General features: G+C 70.4%; 21 protein-coding genes and 1 pseudogene. 12 read left to right on the forward strand and 10 right to left on the reverse strand.

Annotation, left to right across the window (positions count from 1 at the left end; genetic code table 11):
• The first annotated feature begins 100 nt into the window (after positions 1-100).
• Positions 101-580, forward strand: coding sequence for a hypothetical protein (locus Sdi02f_RS33305; protein WP_108934598.1), 480 nt, complete (start codon positions 101-103; stop codon positions 578-580).
• A gap of 47 nt (positions 581-627) precedes the next feature.
• Here the strand turns inward: Sdi02f_RS33305 and Sdi02f_RS33310 are convergent, their stop codons facing one another.
• Positions 628-945 carry a type II toxin-antitoxin system PemK/MazF family toxin gene (locus tag Sdi02f_RS33310; RefSeq protein WP_108934599.1) on the reverse strand — a complete coding sequence of 106 codons (318 nt, stop codon included), beginning with the start codon at positions 943-945 and terminating at the stop codon, positions 628-630.
• Complete coding sequence (locus Sdi02f_RS33315; RefSeq protein WP_159107687.1) at positions 942-1,163, reverse strand: hypothetical protein; 222 nt, start codon at positions 1,161-1,163, stop codon at positions 942-944. Before Sdi02f_RS33315 ends, Sdi02f_RS33310 begins: the two co-directional genes overlap by 4 nt.
• A 292-nt stretch (positions 1,164-1,455) precedes the next feature.
• On the opposite strand from Sdi02f_RS33315, the gene Sdi02f_RS33320 reads away from it, so the two are divergent.
• Entirely contained in the window at positions 1,456-2,820 is a 1,365-nt protein-coding gene (locus Sdi02f_RS33320) for a helix-turn-helix domain-containing protein (protein WP_108934601.1), read from the forward strand.
• Positions 2,821-2,858: 38 nt separating this feature from the next.
• Here Sdi02f_RS33320 and Sdi02f_RS33325 read toward each other — a convergent pair whose 3' ends face one another.
• Together Sdi02f_RS33325 and Sdi02f_RS33330 are read right to left on the reverse strand one after the other, a co-directional pair.
• A complete protein-coding gene (locus Sdi02f_RS33325; RefSeq protein ID WP_108934602.1) occupies positions 2,859-3,389 on the reverse strand; it encodes a hypothetical protein in 531 nt (176 codons plus the stop codon).
• A gap of 179 nt (positions 3,390-3,568) precedes the next feature.
• Positions 3,569-3,838 (reverse strand): hypothetical protein, encoded by a 270-nt coding sequence (locus Sdi02f_RS33330; RefSeq protein ID WP_108934603.1) that lies wholly within the window; start codon positions 3,836-3,838, stop codon positions 3,569-3,571.
• Positions 3,839-4,076: 238 nt separating this feature from the next.
• Between Sdi02f_RS33330 and Sdi02f_RS33335 the strand changes: the two genes are divergently transcribed.
• The 3 genes from Sdi02f_RS33335 to Sdi02f_RS33345 are packed head-to-tail and all read left to right on the forward strand — an operon-like array spanning position 4,077 to position 6,695.
• Entirely contained in the window at positions 4,077-4,742 is a 666-nt protein-coding gene (locus Sdi02f_RS33335; RefSeq protein ID WP_108934604.1) for an RNA polymerase sigma factor, read from the forward strand.
• Complete coding sequence (locus Sdi02f_RS33340) at positions 4,726-5,112, forward strand: hypothetical protein (RefSeq protein WP_108934605.1); 387 nt, start codon at positions 4,726-4,728, stop codon at positions 5,110-5,112. The genes Sdi02f_RS33335 and Sdi02f_RS33340 overlap by 17 nt, the downstream gene beginning before the upstream one ends.
• Complete coding sequence (locus tag Sdi02f_RS33345) at positions 5,109-6,695, forward strand: hypothetical protein (protein ID WP_108934606.1); 1,587 nt, start codon at positions 5,109-5,111, stop codon at positions 6,693-6,695. The genes Sdi02f_RS33340 and Sdi02f_RS33345 overlap by 4 nt, the downstream gene beginning before the upstream one ends.
• Positions 6,696-6,754: 59 nt before the next feature.
• Here Sdi02f_RS33345 and Sdi02f_RS33350 read toward each other — a convergent pair.
• The 5 genes and pseudogenes from Sdi02f_RS33350 to Sdi02f_RS33370 form a co-directional block, all read right to left on the reverse strand.
• Positions 6,755-7,189 (reverse strand): annotated as a pseudogene (locus Sdi02f_RS33350) (single-stranded DNA-binding protein); the annotation flags it as partial.
• A 53-nt stretch (positions 7,190-7,242) separates the two neighbouring features.
• Positions 7,243-8,292: a peptidoglycan-binding protein gene (locus tag Sdi02f_RS33355; RefSeq protein ID WP_108934607.1), complete on the reverse strand. Its 1,050-nt coding sequence runs from the start codon at positions 8,290-8,292 to the stop codon at positions 7,243-7,245.
• Positions 8,293-8,366: 74 nt separating this feature from the next.
• Positions 8,367-8,978: a hypothetical protein gene (locus Sdi02f_RS33360; protein ID WP_108934608.1), complete on the reverse strand. Its 612-nt coding sequence runs from the start codon at positions 8,976-8,978 to the stop codon at positions 8,367-8,369.
• 31 nt (positions 8,979-9,009) lie between these two features.
• Positions 9,010-9,654 carry a hypothetical protein gene (locus Sdi02f_RS33365; RefSeq protein WP_108934609.1) on the reverse strand — a complete coding sequence of 215 codons (645 nt, stop codon included), beginning with the start codon at positions 9,652-9,654 and terminating at the stop codon, positions 9,010-9,012.
• 20 nt (positions 9,655-9,674) lie between these two features.
• Complete coding sequence (locus Sdi02f_RS33370; protein WP_108934610.1) at positions 9,675-10,310, reverse strand: ParB N-terminal domain-containing protein; 636 nt, start codon at positions 10,308-10,310, stop codon at positions 9,675-9,677.
• A 433-nt stretch (positions 10,311-10,743) separates the two neighbouring features.
• On the opposite strand from Sdi02f_RS33370, the gene Sdi02f_RS33375 reads away from it, so the two are divergent.
• The 7 genes from Sdi02f_RS33375 (at position 10,744) to Sdi02f_RS33405 (ending at position 17,223) form a co-directional block, all read left to right on the forward strand.
• A complete protein-coding gene (locus Sdi02f_RS33375) occupies positions 10,744-11,361 on the forward strand; it encodes a hypothetical protein (RefSeq protein WP_108934611.1) in 618 nt (205 codons plus the stop codon).
• Between the two features lie 51 nt (positions 11,362-11,412).
• The gene (locus Sdi02f_RS33380) at positions 11,413-11,706 is read left to right on the forward strand and encodes a helix-turn-helix domain-containing protein (RefSeq protein ID WP_108934612.1); all 294 of its coding nucleotides are present in this window, start codon (positions 11,413-11,415) and stop codon (positions 11,704-11,706) included.
• Positions 11,703-12,713 carry a hypothetical protein gene (locus Sdi02f_RS33385; RefSeq protein ID WP_108934613.1) on the forward strand — a complete coding sequence of 337 codons (1,011 nt, stop codon included), beginning with the start codon at positions 11,703-11,705 and terminating at the stop codon, positions 12,711-12,713. The genes Sdi02f_RS33380 and Sdi02f_RS33385 overlap by 4 nt, the downstream gene beginning before the upstream one ends.
• 14 nt (positions 12,714-12,727) lie before the next feature.
• Positions 12,728-13,549: an ATP-binding protein gene (locus Sdi02f_RS33390; protein ID WP_108934614.1), complete on the forward strand. Its 822-nt coding sequence runs from the start codon at positions 12,728-12,730 to the stop codon at positions 13,547-13,549.
• Positions 13,550-13,698: 149 nt separating this feature from the next.
• Positions 13,699-14,904, forward strand: a complete 1,206-nt coding sequence (locus Sdi02f_RS33395) for a DUF2637 domain-containing protein (RefSeq protein WP_245962266.1) — start codon at positions 13,699-13,701, stop codon at positions 14,902-14,904.
• A gap of 76 nt (positions 14,905-14,980) precedes the next feature.
• Positions 14,981-15,394 (forward strand): hypothetical protein, encoded by a 414-nt coding sequence (locus tag Sdi02f_RS33400; RefSeq protein WP_218030790.1) that lies wholly within the window; start codon positions 14,981-14,983, stop codon positions 15,392-15,394.
• Positions 15,395-15,510: 116 nt separating this feature from the next.
• Entirely contained in the window at positions 15,511-17,223 is a 1,713-nt protein-coding gene (locus Sdi02f_RS33405; protein WP_108934617.1) for a hypothetical protein, read from the forward strand.
• A gap of 87 nt (positions 17,224-17,310) precedes the next feature.
• Here the strand turns inward: Sdi02f_RS33405 and Sdi02f_RS33410 are convergent, their stop codons facing one another.
• Positions 17,311-17,655 (reverse strand): hypothetical protein, encoded by a 345-nt coding sequence (locus Sdi02f_RS33410; RefSeq protein WP_108934618.1) that lies wholly within the window; start codon positions 17,653-17,655, stop codon positions 17,311-17,313.
• Positions 17,656-17,794: the final 139 nt, after the last annotated feature.

The following is a 17,794-nucleotide window of genomic DNA, read 5'->3' on the forward strand; positions in this document are numbered from 1 at the left end:
ATCACAGAGAGTGACTAATCAGGCGCAATGTCAAGACGAAGACCTTCGCGATCTACAAACATTCGAACTAGTATTCGTACGAAGTAGTCGACGGGATGGGATGACCGTGACGATCTCCGACGCCGCACCGCAAAACTGGCCTCCGCGCACGACCGCCGTCCAGGGCATGGAGGCCCCTGCCCCCGCCTTCCTCGGTAGCGCGGAGAGTTCACTCACCTTCTCGATAGGCCCCGACGTTGCACCCATTGCGGCGATGGAGCGGGCCGGCGCGATGGTGGCGATGACGCTGCCCCGTTTCCTGAGTGGCGCGCCGAACGCCGACGATGTGTGTGCAGCGGCTCAGGCGGTTCTTACGGAGCTGGTAGACGTCACCGCCCGCCATAGGGCGAGTGTCGACCTGGTGGGCCGGGTCGCGTACGACGGCGCGCACGTCACGGTGTCAGTGGGGGACATGAGCCGCACGCTGCCCGCGCCGGAGGAGGAGCCGGGGCTGTACCTGGTGCACCGTGTCGCCGATGAGGTTGGGCAGTACGCCGGCGACATGGGCGGCCGGGTCACCTGGGCCGCGGTCGCGGCATGACAACGCCCCCGGCCGGAGCCCGGCGGGGGGCGAGCGTGGCAGAAGCTCTACAGGTCCAGGACGGCCCGGACGGCGCGGTCGACGCGCTCCATGTCCTCGCTGGAGAGATACCCCTCAAGCTTGCCCTGTTCGAAGCGCTCCGGACGGAAGCCCGAGATGTCGGGGGCCATGACGACGCCGGCCACCGGGCGCTTGATCGGGACGGTGACGAGCGTGTCTCTCGCGTCCTCGGCTTCCTGAACCAGAGCGCACACGATGCCGCCCGGGTGCAACCGGATCACGGCATTGTTCTCGATGACCAGGACAGTGCGCTCACGGCCCACGGTGGGGATGCGCCACACCGATCCCCGCTGGATTTCGATCACGCGGCGTCCGCCTCTGCCGCCTCATACAGGTCGTCTACCGGGTCCATGGCACGCAGCCGCGCGTACTCCAACATCGCGTCGTTGATCAGCTTCTCCTCAAGGGCCTGCTCCATGTAGGCGGAGAAGTTGTCACCGGCCGCGAGCTGCGCCCTGGCCTCAAGGTCGTGGGGCAGCGTGATGCTGACCTTCTTCCTCGCGGGCGTTCGGGGTGTCGTCATGACAACCATCCTACCGTTCGGATGACGCAGGTGTAAGGTGTGACCGCCGCCACCGAAAGTAGCGGCAGACATGCAGAAGGGGCGTCAACCTGGCCCGGTTAACGCCCCGTCTTCCCCACCCGACCTAGCCCAGGAGGCGGGGGACTGCTTAGCACCGAGCATACAGGCTGCACGGCGCGGGGCATCAGCTTCCGCGCCCAGTCGTGATATCGCCCTTTGCGCAGTTTCCAGCCTCTCTGAACCTTTACCGCCAGAGAGAGCGATTGTGAGTCTCGACCCGATCCTGTGGGCAATGAAGGACGCGCCCACGGCGGACATCAACGAATGGGGCACGCTGGTGTGCCTCGCCGAAGCTGCCGACGAAGACGGCTGCAACGCTTTCCCCTCCGTCAAGACGATGGCGGCCTACGCCAAGATCAGCACGCGCACCGTGCAGCGCGCCCTGGCCGCGATGGAGGAGCGGAAGCTCATCGCCGAGGGCGACCAGCGCGCCGCCCAGTACATCCCCGAGCACCGTCGGCCCACGGTGTACGACCTCCTGGTCCCGTACGACTGGTTCCGGGACATCGAGCGCACCAACGCCTTCCGCATGCGCCTCGGCCGGTCGCCCCTCACCCGCACCGACCGCCCCCCGATCGCCCCGGCCCCGCCGAAGAAGACCCGTGCGGACAAGGGCAGGCCGAAGCCGAAGAAGGCCGCCAAGGACGCGGCTCCGGAGGGCGAACCGGGGGGGCGACTAGAAGTCACCCCTGTGGAAAACGCCCCCTCGGAAGGGGGGCGACTTGAAGTCACCCGTGTGGAAAACCCTGATCAGGGGGCGACTACAAGTCAGGGGGTGACTACAAGTCCCGAGAGGGGTGACTTCAAGTCCGAGGGGGGGCGACTTGAAGTCACCCAACCCACCCCTACTACCCGCACCACTGACCAGCCCCTTCCCTCCGTAGGTTCCAGCGGGTCAGCTTCCGCTACCGAGGACGGAGGGACGGACGGCTCAGCTCTCGATGTCCGTACCCAAAAGGAGCGGGCGCGGACCGTCGAGAGGACACCCGGCGTCGACCTGCTCCTCGCAGTCGGCAAGCAGCGGCCGGAGCTGCTGCTGACCGGCAAGGTCCTCGCCGACCAGGGCCGGACCGTCGACGGCTTGCTCCTGGCCGACTGGCCCCGAGACCTGATCCTCTCCGCGTTGCTGCGGCCGCTGCCCGCCGAGACCCGGTCCGTGTCGGCGGTGCTGGCCAAGCGGCTGTCGGACCTGCTGATGACGCCCCTGCCACGCCACATGGCCATGCCCGCCCCGCGGAGCCCGGAGTCGGCAGACGGCTACTGGGACCGGTACGAGGAGGCCAAGCGGGCGAGCGTGTGGCAGCCGGACCCCATGGCGGCCGGCGAGGACGTGCACGACATGGTGCTGCGCCGCACCCGGTTCGCGGACTGCTCGGAGTGCCGGGACCCGATCGTCACGCCGACCGGGACGGACCTGTGCGTGAAGTGTGCGGGCTGGCCCCAGTGCCCGGTGTGCACGAAGTACGTGCAGCCGAACACGTCGTGCGAAGCGTGCGAGGTGCGCCCTGACGAGGTGGAGTTCGAGCTGTGCGAGGAGCACGGGGCCCGGTTCATCGCCGGAACGGCGTGCTTCGAGTGCGTCGGGCCGACAGCGTGAACGGGACCGCCCGCCCCGGAACTGCCCGGGGCGGGCGGTCAACCGGTCGCGCGCAGGTTGTTGGCGGAGTCGGCGGTGAGGTCGGCGAAGTCCTGGTCGTAGTACCAGGCGACGGGCTTGCCGTCGTCGCGGTCGACGATCGCCCACGGGCACAAGCGGCCCTTGTACCGCTTGTTGTCCTCGGGCCGGTAGTGGACGACGAACCGGCCCGGCGGGGAGTCGTCCTCGTCGCGTCCGCCGATGTGGGCGAAGCGTTCGGCGACGTCCCCGTGGACCGTGGCCGGGGTTGTCGTGGAGGGGGGAGGGGCGGGGCGGCCGCGCGAGGGCATCGGGAGGTCTTCCTCCTGCACGCCGAGGTCGACCAGGGCCTCGGGCAGGGAGCCCAGGCGCCGGGCCACGATGTAGGCGTTCTGCTCGTCGACGGTGCCGGCCTCGCGGTTGCCGAGCCGGTCGTAGGCGGCCAGCAGCTCCTGCAGGGCGAGGCCCGCAGATCTCTCGTCGCCCTCGTCGCGGGCCGCCCGGATGACGTCGATGAGGGGCGCGTTCTTCGCGGCGAACGAGTCGGACACGACGTGGCTCCTACCCACAACGGGACGGCGTGGAAACGCACGCTACTCCGTTCACCAGGAGTTCCTGATAACGGGCCAGGGCGCCCCCTCTTCCTAGATGCTTTTCGCGTGCGCAGCTCTCGCGCCTCGCGGCGCGGCTGGCAAGGAGGGAGGGGCGCCCTGGCCCGTTATCAAGAAGATCAGGGAGTGGGGGCTGAGGGCCGGCGGGGCTCGCTCCAGACCCGCATGACCCGGGCGCCCTCGGCCGCCCGCTCCGTACGCAGCACACCACGGCGCCGGCCCTTGCGTACCGTCGCGGTCAGCAGGTCGCCGGGGATGCCCGCGGCGCGCAGCCGCTGGGCGGCCTCCGTCATCGGAATCCAGTCGCCGAACGGGATCTCCATGAGGACCGCGTCGAGCCGGTCGACGCCGGTGACAGGAGCGGAGTCCGGGGTGAGCGTGATGGGCACGGCTGCTCCTTCGATCGGGACGTCAGGACCCGCCAGGGTTGCTCTCCCGGGAAGGTCTGCAGGACGGCGACTTTACAGTACAGCGATAAGAGTGGAACAACTCTCAACCAGTCAGTGACTGGCCATAGGTGGCCGGTTATGCTGCTTTCGCGCCACAGCGGAAGACGATCCTCCTTTTTGCTGGCACGTCCGTACGCACGTCGGGGCGCGCTCACCGGCACAGGGGGGACACCACGCCGTGACCGACAGCACGCAGACGCTTGACCAGCTCGTCACGCTCGCGGCCGCAGGCGACCACGACGCCATGCGCACCTTCTACCGCCGCATGAACTCGACCGTTCACGGGTGGGTCCGACAGTCCGTGCCCAACCCGCACACCGCCGAGGACCTGGCCCAAGAGGTCTGGATCAAAGTGGCGCAAAATCTGGGGCGCTACCGTCCTGGGACGAACCTCATCGCCTGGCTGATGACCATCACCCGAAACACGGTCGTCGACCACCTCCGCACCATCCAGCGGCGGCCCACCGAGGTCCTGCAGGCCGACCACCTCGCCCTTGACCGGCCACGGCCGGGTCTCACGCCGCACCAGTACGCGGAACGCCGCCTTCTTGCGCAGCAGATCGCGGACCACATGGACAAGCTCAAGCCGGAACAGCGGCGCTGCCTCCGGCTGAGGTTCTTCGACGGCTGCTCTCCAACGGATACTGCGCAGATCATGGGGAAGACGACTGCTGCCGTGCGTACCCTGACCTTCCGCTCACTGCGCAGGCTGGCCCAAGTCCTGCCAGGAGACACTTCGGCCGAGACGGTCGAGGAGCTGCTGACGATCGCAGCGGGCAGAGGGAATGTTGTCGGTGTTCGGGTGGAGACACGGGAAAGGGCGCAGCATGTTGCGACGCGCTAATGGATCTGAGCGCCTGGAGCGCGCCCTGGACGGCGGCCCCATCCCGCACGACGCCGAGACCCGCCGCCTCCTGGCGGCCGCGGGCGCACTGGCCCCCGGGTACACCCGAGACCCCGCCCGGATTCAGGCCACCGAGGACGCGATGATGCTCGCTTTTGAGCGGACCTTGAATCCGCTCAAGACGCGCGAGAACGCCGGCACCGACGACGGCCTGGAGGAGACCGAGCTTCACCGCGAGGAAGTCGCGTTGCCAGGTGGCGGCCGCATGGTCGTGTCCGACCTGGAGCACATCACGCCCGACCGCCTCGACGAGGCCACGCAGATGTACGCCGACATACTCGCGCGGAAGTCGAAGGACCGGCAGAGTTGAGCAGCACCCCGCCCATTGACCGCATCGAGATCGAGGTCGGCGACTTCCCCCTCGACAGCTCGTTCATCGAGCACCAGGGCACCTACACACTGTTCCTGCGGCCGCAGACGTTCGGCAGCGCCGTGCAGCACGTGCGCAACGTCCTCCCGCACATCACGCTGGAGGCCGCTGAGTCGATGGTTCGGGAGCAGTGCCCCGAATTCCCGGACTTCGACAAGCTGATGGGGCTGGACCTCCCGCCCGTACCGAGCATCGAGCGGCCGGCTGCCCCGCCGGTGAACGAGGGCCACCTCGAGCCGGAGCGCCACAAGCGGCGCCGTCGTGCCGTCCTCGTCGCTGCCCTCCTGCCCGCCCTGGTCGCAAGCTGGGCCGTGGGCCGGTACACCAACGTCGCCGACACGTCCCCCGACAAACAGGCCGCTGCCTCCACGCCTGACGCATCTCCGGACGCCGCGGACGCGGACAAGGCGCCCTTCACCGAGCCGAGATTCACGCACTTCGCCGGTGCCAGCAGCATCGACTGCGACCCCATAAGCCCCCTCGAGGCGGAGTGCACCGACGCCGACGGCAAGGTGATGTCGACCAAGGCCGCAACCGGCCCCGACTCGACCGTGTTCACCTTCTCCTACGGCAGCGAGCGCATCGGCCTGCGGATCTTCTACGACGCCGACTACGCCAAGACGTGGGCGCGGCAGGAAGGCACCCAGGACCTCTACCCGAACCTGGAGATGCACGGCCGGTACGCGCTCTGGGGCACTGATCCGGTCCGGATCAAGGACTACGGCGCCCTCATCGCCGAATCAGCCCGGAGCGGGGCCACGCCGATGGGCGGGGCAGATCCGCTGCCGCCTCGGCTGGCCGCGCTCACCCTCGGCACCCTGGGACTGGACCAGGGCGCGGTGCATCAGCTCATGGCGCAGTCACCGACGCCGGTGCCCTCGGACACCCCGGCCATCCTGGCGGCCCGTCTTGTGCTGGGACTGGACCAGGTAGCGCCGACTCCGGCTGGTACCGGCATGCCCGAGGGCGACGACATAGTGGCCATCGCCGCGGGCATCGAGCCGAGGCCGAGCACGGGCGGGAAGACGGATCTGGAGCCAAGCACGGAGCCGTCCAAGCCGGTCACCAGCGTTCCCACCGGGGACCCTGGCACGGAGCCCGCTTCCCCTACGCCCCAGCCCCCGCCCACGAACACCACGCCCCCGGCGGAGGCGTCTACTGACAAGCAGGAGCAGACGGCGCCACCCGCAGAAACCAAACCGCCGGCGACGAAGCCGCCCACCACGCCGGCGACCGAGACGCCTCCGGCCCAGCCGAGCACGCCACCTGCCGAACCGACCGCCCCGGCGGAACCACCGATCACAGGGCCCGGCGAGCCTGCCGAGGAGACTCCCGCGCCTCCGGCCGAGGAACCGTCTACCCCGCCGGGCGAGGAGCTGCCCGCGCCGCCGGCCGAGGAGACGCCCGCCCCGGCGGACCCCCCGGCGGAGGAGACGGCCGCGTCCGTGGGCCCCATCCCGGGTCAGGACGACAGCGGCGACGACCTCCTCGTCCTCGACTCCGCCTGGACCGTCGGCGTCTGAACGCGTGCGGGCCCCGGACACAAGTCCGGGGCCCGTTCCGTGCGGGGTGACGGTCAGAACGGTGGCTCCGTGGCCCACGCGTCGTCAGCGACGGGGCGGCCCTGCTGAACCGCGGACGGGCGCTGCGCCCCGCCGGTCTTGGTGACCTTCGCCGTGGCGTTGCGCAGGCTCGCGCCGACCTCGTCGACGTCCAGCTCGTACACGGTGCGCTTGACCCCCTCGCGGTCCTCGTAGGAGCGCTGCTTGAGGCGGCCCTGAACGATGATGCGCATGCCGCGCTGCAGGGACTCGGCGGCGTTCTCGGCGGCCTGCCGCCACACGGCGCAGGTCAGGAACAGGCTCTCGCCGTCCTTCCACTCGTTGGTCTGCCGGTCGAAGGTGCGGGGGGTCGAGGCGACGCGGAACTTCGCGACCGCGGCGCCGGAGGGGGTGAAGCGGAGTTCGGGGTCGTCGACCAGGTTGCCGATGACGGTGATGACGGTCTCGCCTGCCACGGAGGGCCTTTCAGGGTGAGGGCCGGCCCCCGCGCAAGGGGCCGGCCGTGCGATCAGGAGAACAGGAGCTTCCACGTCAGCGGGCCGGGCAGGCCGTCCGCGTCCCCGGACAGCTCCTTGTGCGCGAGCTGGAAGTCGCGCACGTTCTTCCGGTCCGCATCCGACCACTTGGGACCCGGCCCCTGCGTGTAGTGCTTGCCGTAGCCCTTGCGGACGAGCTGCTGTCCGAGGGTGGTGATGTGGCCGTTGGACTTGCCGGGGCCGAACTTGTCCCGGCCCGGGAACGGGGGCTTCGGCTTGGCCTTGCCCGGGAGGGTGCCGAGCAGCTTCTTGAGGGAGTCCTCGCCCGGGATGCCGTCCGCGGCCTTGCCGGTGTAGCCGAGGGACCGCTGGTACTCGGCGTAGTTGAGGGTGTCGGCATCCGTCCAGCGGGGCCCGGGACCGCTGGTGTAGTGCTTGCCGAACCCCTTCTTCACGAGGAACTGGCCGACCCGGGTCACGTGGTCGCCGTACGCCCCGTAGCCGTACTCCAGGCCGCCGATGGTGACCTTGTAGCGGGCCACCTCGGCGCCGGAGCTGGGCAGCGAGCCGCCCGGGTTCGGGGCGGGCTTGTAGTCCCCGGCCGGCATGCCCGCCTGCACCCAGGCGTACAGATGCTTGCCGGGGCACGCGGTGGCGAAGCCGTCCTTGTGGCCCTTCTTGGACAGGGTCCGGCCGGTCTTCCGGCACGCCTCCTCGTACAGGGCGCGGCACGCTGCGAGCGCCGCGGCGCTGGGCTTCTGGTCGCCGCCGATGGCGATCTGGACGCCGATACCGGAGATGTTGTGGTTGGGGCAGTGGGCGCCCTGCCGGTCCCAGCCGCGGCCCTCGTACACGTTCCCGGCCTGGTCGACGACGAAGTTGTAGCCCACGCCGGCCCAGCCGTTACCCAGGTGCTCCGCCTCGATCGCGCGCATGATCGCGTAGCCGGTACGGGTGATGGCGTGACCGCCGTCGTAGTGGACGAAGAACTCTCGTCGCTGGCTCAGGGCGACGTGGTCCGGGTTGCCGTTCCACGGCTTCGCGCCCCAGGTGGCGCGGGAAATGATGTTGATGTCTGTCATGGGTGGTGCCCTCCGCTGGTGATCAGGGAGGGGCACCGTGGAGCACGCGGGTGGTTAGCGTCGCGCCGTGGCCGTCACACCTGCGCGATGGGGCCTGTCCGCCCCCAGTGGCCCCCGCCCGGCACCACGAAGCTGAGGCGCCACGGCTTGTGGCCCTCGGCGGTGCAGGTGGCCCACAGCCGCATGCGCCCGTCTCGGTACTGCTGCCGCCAACGCTGCTCTCCGTCGACTCCCTCGTACCAGGACGGCCGTACGGATGGGTCGGTAGCCAGGCGGGTCAGGTCGCTGGGCTCCAGGAAGAACGGGGCCACCGTGCGGCCCTGCCCGTCCGCTCCGTCGATGCCGGGCCGGAAGCGTCTCGGGCCCCAGATCACTTCGGCCCGCATCTCCCGGGTGACGCTGCCCGCCAGCACGGGGTCATTCGAGCGGTCGCGGTCGTCACGTACCTGCAACTGGATCTGCAGGCGCCCCAGCGACGCGGGGCCCTCGTAGTGCACGTCGAGGCCTTCGGGCTGCTGACGCATCCGTAGCTGTGGGGTCAGCGCGTTGTGCCACCGGTCCCGTTCGATCTGGGCGACGGAGGCAGCGGTCGCGTTAGCCTCCCGCGAGGACCGCCAGGAGGCGAAGGCGGCAACCCCGCTGAGGGCGGCGGCCGCAGCGGCGATGGATGTGTCAGCGATTCCCATGCGGGCGGACCCTAGCCCAGCGGTCTGACAGTCACTCAACGACCTCGGCGTCGACGACGCTGCCGTCCTCCAGCTCGGGCGGGTACTCGACGGAGAACAGGCTCTTGTTCAGGCGTTCGGCGAGCGCCGACAGGTCGACGTTCTGCTCGTCCTCGCCGCCCTCGGCCGGTCCGCCGAGACCGGTGATCTCGACGGCCACCACGGCGTCCTTGCCGTAGTGCTCGCGGTGCTGCCGCTCGAGGTACCACGCGTCCGCGCGCCAGTCCGGGGAGGTGCGGTCCTCGACCGTCTCCTCGACGATGTCCCCGGTCACGCTGTCGCGGAACTTCCGGGTGGTCACCTTCGTGACGATCCCACCGTCCGCGACCCTGCGAATGTTCGCCATGGCGCGGGCGGCCGCGGTAGCGCGGGCGGTGCGCACCTTCTCGTACAGGGCCGCGTACTGGGCCTCTTCCTCTTCGGGCGGTTCGCCGTCCTCGCGGGCCTCAACCTCGGCGCGGCCGCGGGCCATCCAGCGCAGGAAGGTGGTCCGGGAGATCCCGGCCATCTCCGCGGCCAGCTCGACGGCGACGCCGGTGCGTGAGGCCGCGACGAGGCGCGCCTCGACCTCTTCGGAGAGGAGGCGCGGGCGGCCGGGTGGCTTGGGCGGCCGGCGGTCCTTGCGGCGGGTGGACATGGGGTGACCTCAGCGGCGGTTCAGCGGCCGGTGTTGAACAGGTGGCCGCAGGCGGGGCAGGTGGTGTGCGCGGCGCGGCCGTCATCGTCGGGGCTGAGGCCGTCCCCGCGGTCGCCGTCGTCGGGCAGGTGGAGGGTGGCCGGCTCGTCCTCGCGGATGCCCCCGGGCAGGGTCTCGGGGTCGACCTGGCCGAGGATCTTGTCGATCTCCTCATGCGGGATGGCGAGGGAGTCGAACAGCTCTGCGTCGCCGGTCGCCAGGTCCTCGAGGACCGCGGCGAACTCGCGGGGGTCCCAGCCGCCTTCGCCCGGGAGCCGGTTGAGCTTGATGGCCAGGGCCTCGGCTTCGGCGTCGGAGCGGGAGGCCCAGCCGCGCAGGACGGGGACGAGCCATCCGCCATCCTCGTCCAGGACCACGCCGCCGGGCAGGCGCATCCCCCGGTTCTGCATCTCGAGCAGGGCCTCGCGGCGGCCGTGGCCGTGGAGGACGCATTGGGTGCGCTCGTCGGCGACGGGGACCTCGACCAGGCCATGCATGCGGATCGCGTCGATGAGGAGTTCCAGCTCATGCCGCTTCGGGTTCCGCGGTGCCGGCGTGAGGTCGGTGAGTGGCACGTAGGCGATGTAGCGCGGCGGCCTGGCGATCGTCTCGGTCACGGCGGGTGTGGTCCTCTCCCATGCGTCGGTGTCCGGCGACGGGCGGGGACTGCGAGCCCGCGGACTTCAACCGCGGCGCCCCGCCTCGCAAGCGGGACATGCCGTCATGGCCGGTCCCCGCCCGTCGTCGGGCCGGTGCTGCCCTCGTTCCGGATGGGGCAGCGCCGGGGTTCTACCGGCCCCCGGTGACGTCGCCGGAAGAGGCAGAACCGCGAGGGAACGTAGGGAGACACGCGCCTAACGTCGCCTTCTACACACGGCGGTCTCATTGCTGTACTATTCGACGCGGTTGGGAGAGCGACCCAGCTACCCGGGCCTAGGTGTAACAAATTCCGGCGGTTGTCGTATTGGAGTACGACGCCCCCGAGACGCCCCGCCCGGGATGAGTCCCAAACCCTGGGCCGTGGCGTCCGGGGAAAGGAAGGAACACCGCATGGCGAACGACGCCGCCGCCGCTGAGGAAGCTCAGGACGAGCAGTCGGCCGGACCGTCCCTCTCCGACATTGGCTTGGTCGGTGCCCTCGCCCGTCTCCTCGACGAGGTGCTGGTGAAGAAGCAGATCAAGCCGCGCATCGACGGGATGAAGGTCCCCCTGCTCAAGGCGTACGAGACGGGGCAGTCCGAGCACGTCGTCCGCATCGGGGACGACCTGATCGGCCGCTACAAGGTCAACACGGCGCAGCCCAAGGTCGTCGTGGACCCCGACAACGAAGCGGCCCTCACCGAGTACGCCGAGGACCACGGCGGCCTCGAGGTCATCATCCGCCGCAACCCCAAGTGGGAAGAGGCCCTGCTCAAGTACGCCGAGTACGACGAGGACACGGGCCTGATCGTCGACACCCGGAACGGCAACGTGGTGCCGGGCCTCAAGTACGAGAAGGGCGGCGGTCCCACGGGCGCCGTGACGTTCACGTGGGAGCAGAAGGACGTCGGCAAGAAGCGGCTGACGCGCCACTACCAGGCGGGAACCCTCGATCACCTCCTCCAGGAGACGCCGGAGCTGATGGCCGGACCTCGGCCCGCCCCCGCCAAGGACGACGCTCAGCACTGACCGCACCGGGCCCGGCCCACGGCGGCCGGGCCCCGCTTCCAAGGACTTCCGATGAGCACTCCCACGACCGTGCTGCAACCGGCACTTGCCAGTGGCATTTCCGACCGCGCGTTTCGGCTCTACTGCCTTCTGGTCCTGTGCACCGACGGCTGGGTGTCCATCCCGCCCGTCGCCGCCATGTGTGGACTGACCCCGCACCAGATCCGCCTGCCGCTCGCCGAACTCTGCGACGCCGGCATGGTCGAGCGCGACCGGCGGTACGAGACCGGCGACACCGGCCGCAAGACGTGGCACACGTACATCCGGCTGACCGACGACGAGGGCATGTGGGTGACTGCCGCATGAGCCGCCGGACCTCCGCGGACGGAGTCCGCATCAAGCGGCGCACCCCGTTCGTCATCATCGAGTCGGCGACCGTACGCGACACCCGCCTCAAATACGCAGACCTCGGCCTGCTGACCTATCTCCTGGACCAGAGCGAGGACTGGGCAGTCCGCTCCGAACAGCTCTGCCAGGGCGAGGGCCGCGAAGGACGCGACGCCATCCGCAAGTCCCTCCACCGGCTTGCCTCCTTCGGGTACTACCGCCTCGAGCGGCGCCGCCTCCGCGACGGCAAGACCGCCATGGGCACGGCCATCTCCGACCACCCCGTCGAGCAGTGGGCCGACGACTACGTCACGTTCGGCAAGAAGCTCGACATCCCCGTGGTGCAGCAGGAAGACGGCACCTTCCGTGTGAAGTACCCGGACGGCACTTTGGGCACCGACGGGTTCGACACCGACGAGGCCGGCGACGAGGACCAGGAGCAGGGGCAGGCCGCCGAGGAGGAGCCGGAAACGCCGGCCGCCCCCGCGCCGGAGCCCACCCCGGCCGAGAAGCGGCCTGCGCCCGCCAAGACGACCACGGCGCCGAAGAAGACCGACGAGGAGAAGGCGGCCGCGGCCGCGGAGAAGGCCGCGCAGGAGAAGGAACTCGACGACGCGGCGAACAAGGTCGCCACCTGGTGGTGGGCGCACGCCGAGACCCACCTGGGCAAGTACGTCGGGCAGAAGGGCGGGTTCATCGCCGTCCGCAAGATGGTCCGGCGTGCGCTGGTCGCGGGCTACAGCCAGCAGGAGTGCGCGAAGGCCCTCCAGCACGCCCGGCGACACTTCCCCGCCGCGCAGCAGTGGCAGGACGCCTTGGGCGTGGTCACCAACCACATCACCCCGCAGCAGCGCACGGGCCGCATCCCGTACAGCGACGCCGCGACCTGGAGCACCAGCCCGAGCGACGACCCGTCGGCCCCGACCACACCAACCGCCGACGACGACGCGGACGACGCCACCTTCGGCGTCATCGAACGACCGTAAGGAGCGTGACCCTGATGTCTCTCACCACGGACGCCCCGGCGGTTGCCGCCCCGGCCCGCGGCCTGAACCCCCTCGGCGCGCTCAGCGAGCACCTGCTGGCCGTACTGGAGCGGGGCGGCGCGGACATGTCCAAGCTCGGCGTGCCCGCGCAGCCGGAGCCGGAAGACGGACTGTGGACAGACGTGGCGGTGCCGCAGGCCCGCGCCCGACGAAACCTGTGGATGGGCAGCATGAGGGACGCAGCGCACGACGAGTACCTGCACTTCCGGTTCGAGCACCTGGACCCCAGCCAGAAACCCAACACCCTGCGGAACTGGATGGGGTCCCTGGTCGAGGCGAAGAAGCGCGGGGCCCGGCCGGAGATCCTGAACCTGATCGTGCCCGGCAACATCGGGAGCGGGAAGACCGCCGCGGTGTGCGCCCTGGGCAACGAGGCCGCGGAGCAGGGCCTGGTCGTGCGGTTCGTGAAGCACAGCACGTACCTGACGTGGCGCCGCCCGGACTCTGCGCCGCACAACCTGACCGCGCACCAGGTGCGGGAGCGGTTCGTCACCTGCGATCTGCTCGTCCTCGACGAGCTGTGCGGCGAGATGGACATGACCGCCACGGAGTTCGCCCGCAAGGAGACCATCGACCTCATCGACTCCCGGCTGGCGGCCGGCCGCGCCACGGCGTTCACGACGAACCTGCGCAGCCGTCGTACGCCGGAGCACCCCGGCATGGGCATCGTCGACATCCTCGGAGAGCGGCTGTTGTCCCGGCTCGAGGCGTCCGCCCACCTGGTCAAGATCCAGGGCCCGGACCGGCGGAAGCCCGCGCGGCCTCTCGACTGGTGACGTCCCCCTGAATCCGCCCATTACGGGCCGAAGCTGACGTGCAGTGAACCAGGTCAGGGCACGCGAGCGGAAGACGCTATATCGTTTGGTCGACCCGGAAGGCCATGAGCATACGCCGACCGGGGCGACCCGAACGAAGGGATGGTGTCTTGCCGAAGCTGCCGTTTTTCCGTGCCCGCAGGGGCAACCGGACCAAGGCGTCCAAGCCGCTCACCGAGTCCGGAGTGCCACCGTTCACCCGCTGGGAGCGCTTCGGCGCCGTCGTCACTTCACTGCTCGGCGTCGCTGTTGGTGCACTGGGCTTCTACGCCTCCTTCGACGGCGTCTCCCTCAAGGCGGAGACGTGGGGGTTCGATGACCCGTGGGTCCTCCCCGTGGCCATCGACTCGGCGATCCCCGTCTTCACCGCGGCGAACCTCTACCTGATCCGTATGGACATGGCCCTGGCGTGGGTGCGGTTCGTGCCCTGGGCGCTGAGCCTGATCACCTGCGCCCTGAACGTGGCCGCAGGCAACTCGCTGTGGTCCAAGGTCGCGCACGGCGCGATCTCCCTGCTGTGGGTCGGCGTCTCCGAGATCGCCGCGCACATCTACGCCGTCCGCATCGGCGCGGCGACCGGCCGGCGCCGCCGCCTGGACAAGGTCCGCTGGTCCCGTTGGCTGCTCGCCCCGTGGCCCACGTTCCTGCTGTGGCGCCGCATGAAGCTGTGGGAGCTGGAGTCCTACGACACCGTGCTCAAGCTGGAGCAGGAGCGGCTGGTGTACCAGGCCAAGCTCCGCGGGAAGTACGGCCGGGCGTGGCGCCGGAAGGCTCCCGTCGAGTCGCTTCTTCCCCTGCGCCTGGTCCGCAACGGCATCCCGCTCGCCGAGACTGCCCCCGCGGGTCTGGCCGCGGCCGGCCTCGACGCCGGTCCGTTCGCCGCTCTGCCCGCCCCCGCGTCACCGGCCCCGAAGCAGCTCGCACCGAGCCCGGCCGCGCAGGCGGCGCCCCGCCGGGTGACCGCGACCGTTCCGGCCCCCAGCCCGGCGCCCGCGCCCGCCGCGGTCCCGGCCCCTGTCCCCGCTCCGGCCGCGCAGCCGTCTGCCCCGACGCCCACGCCCGCGCCGACGTCGACCGTGCTCACCGAGGCGGAGGTCTACGACATGATCAAGGACGCCATCCAGGCCCGTGACGCGGACCGCTTCAACACCGGGGACCTGACCGGCTCGGCGATCGGCCGGGCGATGGGCCAGACCGCGCAGAACGGCCGCAAGGTCCGCCGGCGTCTGCTCAAGACGTACGCGGCCAACGAGTCGGGCCAGATCCTGCCCGAGAACTTCACGGTCGAGGACGTGATGACCACAACCCACCCGTAGGGCATCCTGCCCCCACCCGTACCAACGCGGCGGGCCCCTCCCCAGGGTGCCCGCCGCCTCCATGATCGGACCCACCATGAGACCGGAGATCCTGGCCCGGATCACCGCCGCCCGTGCCGCCCGCGACCTTTCCGACCTCGCCCGTCAGGCGGTCGGCACCGCAGCCGAGACCACCAGCCCCGCCGAACGCATCAAGCGGGCCCGCCGCATGCGGCAGATGGCCAACGCGTACGTCGACACCATCGTCCTCGCCGAGGCCCTGGCGGGTACGGACTGGGCGGAGATCGCCCAGGCCCTGAACCGAGCTGACCCGGGCACGGTCGCGGAGGAGTTCGCCGCCGACGTCGCCGAATGGAGCGCCCTCGGCGAGGAGGAGGCCGGCGAGTCCGCCGCCGACACCGAGGACCTGGACGAGTGGTACGCCCGGCACCGCGAGGATCACGACCCTGACCTCGAGAAACCTGTCGCTGATCTGCTGAACAGGCATTGAGTACGGCCTTCGGACGGGTAACATAGTGCAGCAATGAGACCGGCGAGAGCTTAGGGCTGTCGCTGTCTCATTCTGCGCGGGAGAGCAACCCGCGCGTCCCGAACGAAGGATCACCGATGCCTGGAATCACCACGCCCCTGCGTGAGCGGAAGTCCCGCCGTCCGACCGGTCTGCCCAACCCGCCGATGATGCTCCTCGTCGGCCCGGAGAAGTCCGGCAAGAGCTACGAGGCGGCCGCAGGTTCCGGCTCCGACCTGATCGGGATGACGTACTGGATCGAGATCGGCGGGTCCGAGGGCACGGCCGACTACTACGGCCGCGTTCCCGGCGCCCGGTACGAGATCGTCGAGCACAACGGCACCTACCAGGACATCCTCGACGCCATCCGGTGGGCCGTCGCCCAGCCGCCCGTGAACGGCAAGCCGAACATGATCGTCGTCGACAACGTGACGGTGCTGTGGGACATGCTCAGCGATGAGCAGGCCCTCTACGCCCGCCGCCGCGCGGAGCGGAAGGCCCACGAGACCCGGCGCCGCGGCCCGAGCCTGGACGACCCAGTCGTCGTGGACCCCGACCTCTGGAACCGCGCCAAGGACCGCTGGGGCGAAATCCTGTGGATGCTGCGCCGCCACTCCGGCCCCACCCTTCTGCTCGCCCGTCAGGAGGTCGTCACGGCCTTCGAGAACGACAAGCCGACCCGGGACAAGACGCGGAAGATCAAGGCCGAACGGAACCTCCCCTCCGCCGTCGACGCCATCGTGGAGCTGCACGCGTTCGGCGAAGCGCACCTGACCGGAGTCCGCACGCTGCACTGGGACGTCAAGCCCGGCCAGTCCATGCCCTTCCCGGACTTCTCCGTCGACGCCCTGCTCCGCCGTCTCGGCTTCGAGGAGGCAGCGGCCGCCCGGCAGGTCACCGAGACCCGGCCCGAGGCGTACCTGCAGGAGGAGGACCAGCGCGCCCAGCAGCAGACCCCCGCCCGCCAGCAGCAGGGCCCGGTCCGTCAGGAGAACGCCCCGCGGGGCCTGAACGGCAAGCAGGCCGTCAAGCTGATCCACCGGGCGCTGACCGACGAGAACAACCCGCTGGAGTGCCTGCGAGCCATCCGCGAGGAGTGGGGCGTGCGCACCCTCCGGGCGATCCCCACCGAGACGAAGATGTGGGGTCGGCTGAACGCGGACGACCTGATCACCAGGTCCCTGAACTTCATCGAGGAGCAGGCGAAGAAGCGCAAGGAGGAAGCCGCCGGGGGAGAGACCCCCGAGGCCAGCACCCCGCCGGCCACGGTCGAGCCGGAGCAGGCCCGCGAGCACCACGAGGCCCCGCCGGCCGAGTCGAGCCCCGCCCAGCCGGAGCAGGGACAGCCGGAGCCGGAGCAGGCACCGCCCGCCGAGGACACCCCGCCCCCGCCGCCGGACCCCCAGGCCGAGGAGCCCCCGCCCGCCGAGTCCCCGGAGGACACCAGCGCGGCCGAGGAGCCGCAGGACCTCCCGCCGCAGCCGCCGGAGAAGCCCGCCCCCCGGAAGCGGCGGAAGGACCAGGACCCTCTGGAGATCGCGCGCCAGGGTCTGCTCGAGGAAGCCGAGGTTCAGGCCCGCCTCAAGTTCACCACGCTGCGTGACCACCTCCAGCCGATCTACGAGGACGGGGAACCGGGCCTCTCCAGGCTCCGGGACTACGTCAAGGCGCAGCGAGCCGAGGCCATCGCGCTCCTGGAGGAGAACGACCAGCCCGCCCTCGCCGACACCTACCGGCGCGCGCCGGTGCCGGATCTCGACCTCAAGAAGAAGTTCGCCCCCTACTTCGACAGCGCGCCCGCCGGGCAGTGAGGTGACGTGACGTGCCGCGTGCCCGGAGGGTTCTGGGCGCGCCCCACGGCTCCAGCCCCCTCCCGTCCTGCGTCACCTCACCTCACCTCACGGGGCGCGCCGCGCGCCCAACGCCCTCCTGCAGTCCTGGTACGGGCCCTGGGCCGCCTGCAACGCGGCCCTGAAGGGGGCGAGGCGGGCCGCCTGCTGGCTCTTGCTCTCGCCCTCCAGGCGCGGCATGAAGCTGCGGGCCCTCTTGGTGGCCAGCTCCAGCGCGTCGAGCGTGCGCGCGGCCAGCCGGGGCGATGCCAGCGCCGCGGCCTGGATCTCCTGCGGGGCGTCCCGCTTGTCCGGGGCCCCCGTGACGTGACGGACAACCGCGTTCATGAACTCGTCGGGGCTCATGCCCGACAGGCGCTTGATCGCCGCCTCGATCCCCTGCGCTTCGGCCATGCGGTCTGTTCCTCCGGTTCGGGTCGGGCCCGCTGCTCTCGGGCCGAAGGTGCGCGTCGTGCTGTTGGGGCAGCAAGAGGTGGCCGTACCGAGCCTTGCGACTGCGTGTGCCGGATCGTCGCAGGAGCAACCGCTCCCC

The sequence above is a fragment of the Streptomyces ardesiacus genome (genome assembly GCF_003112575.1).
Taxonomy (GTDB): Bacteria; Actinomycetota; Actinomycetes; order Streptomycetales; family Streptomycetaceae; genus Streptomyces; species Streptomyces ardesiacus.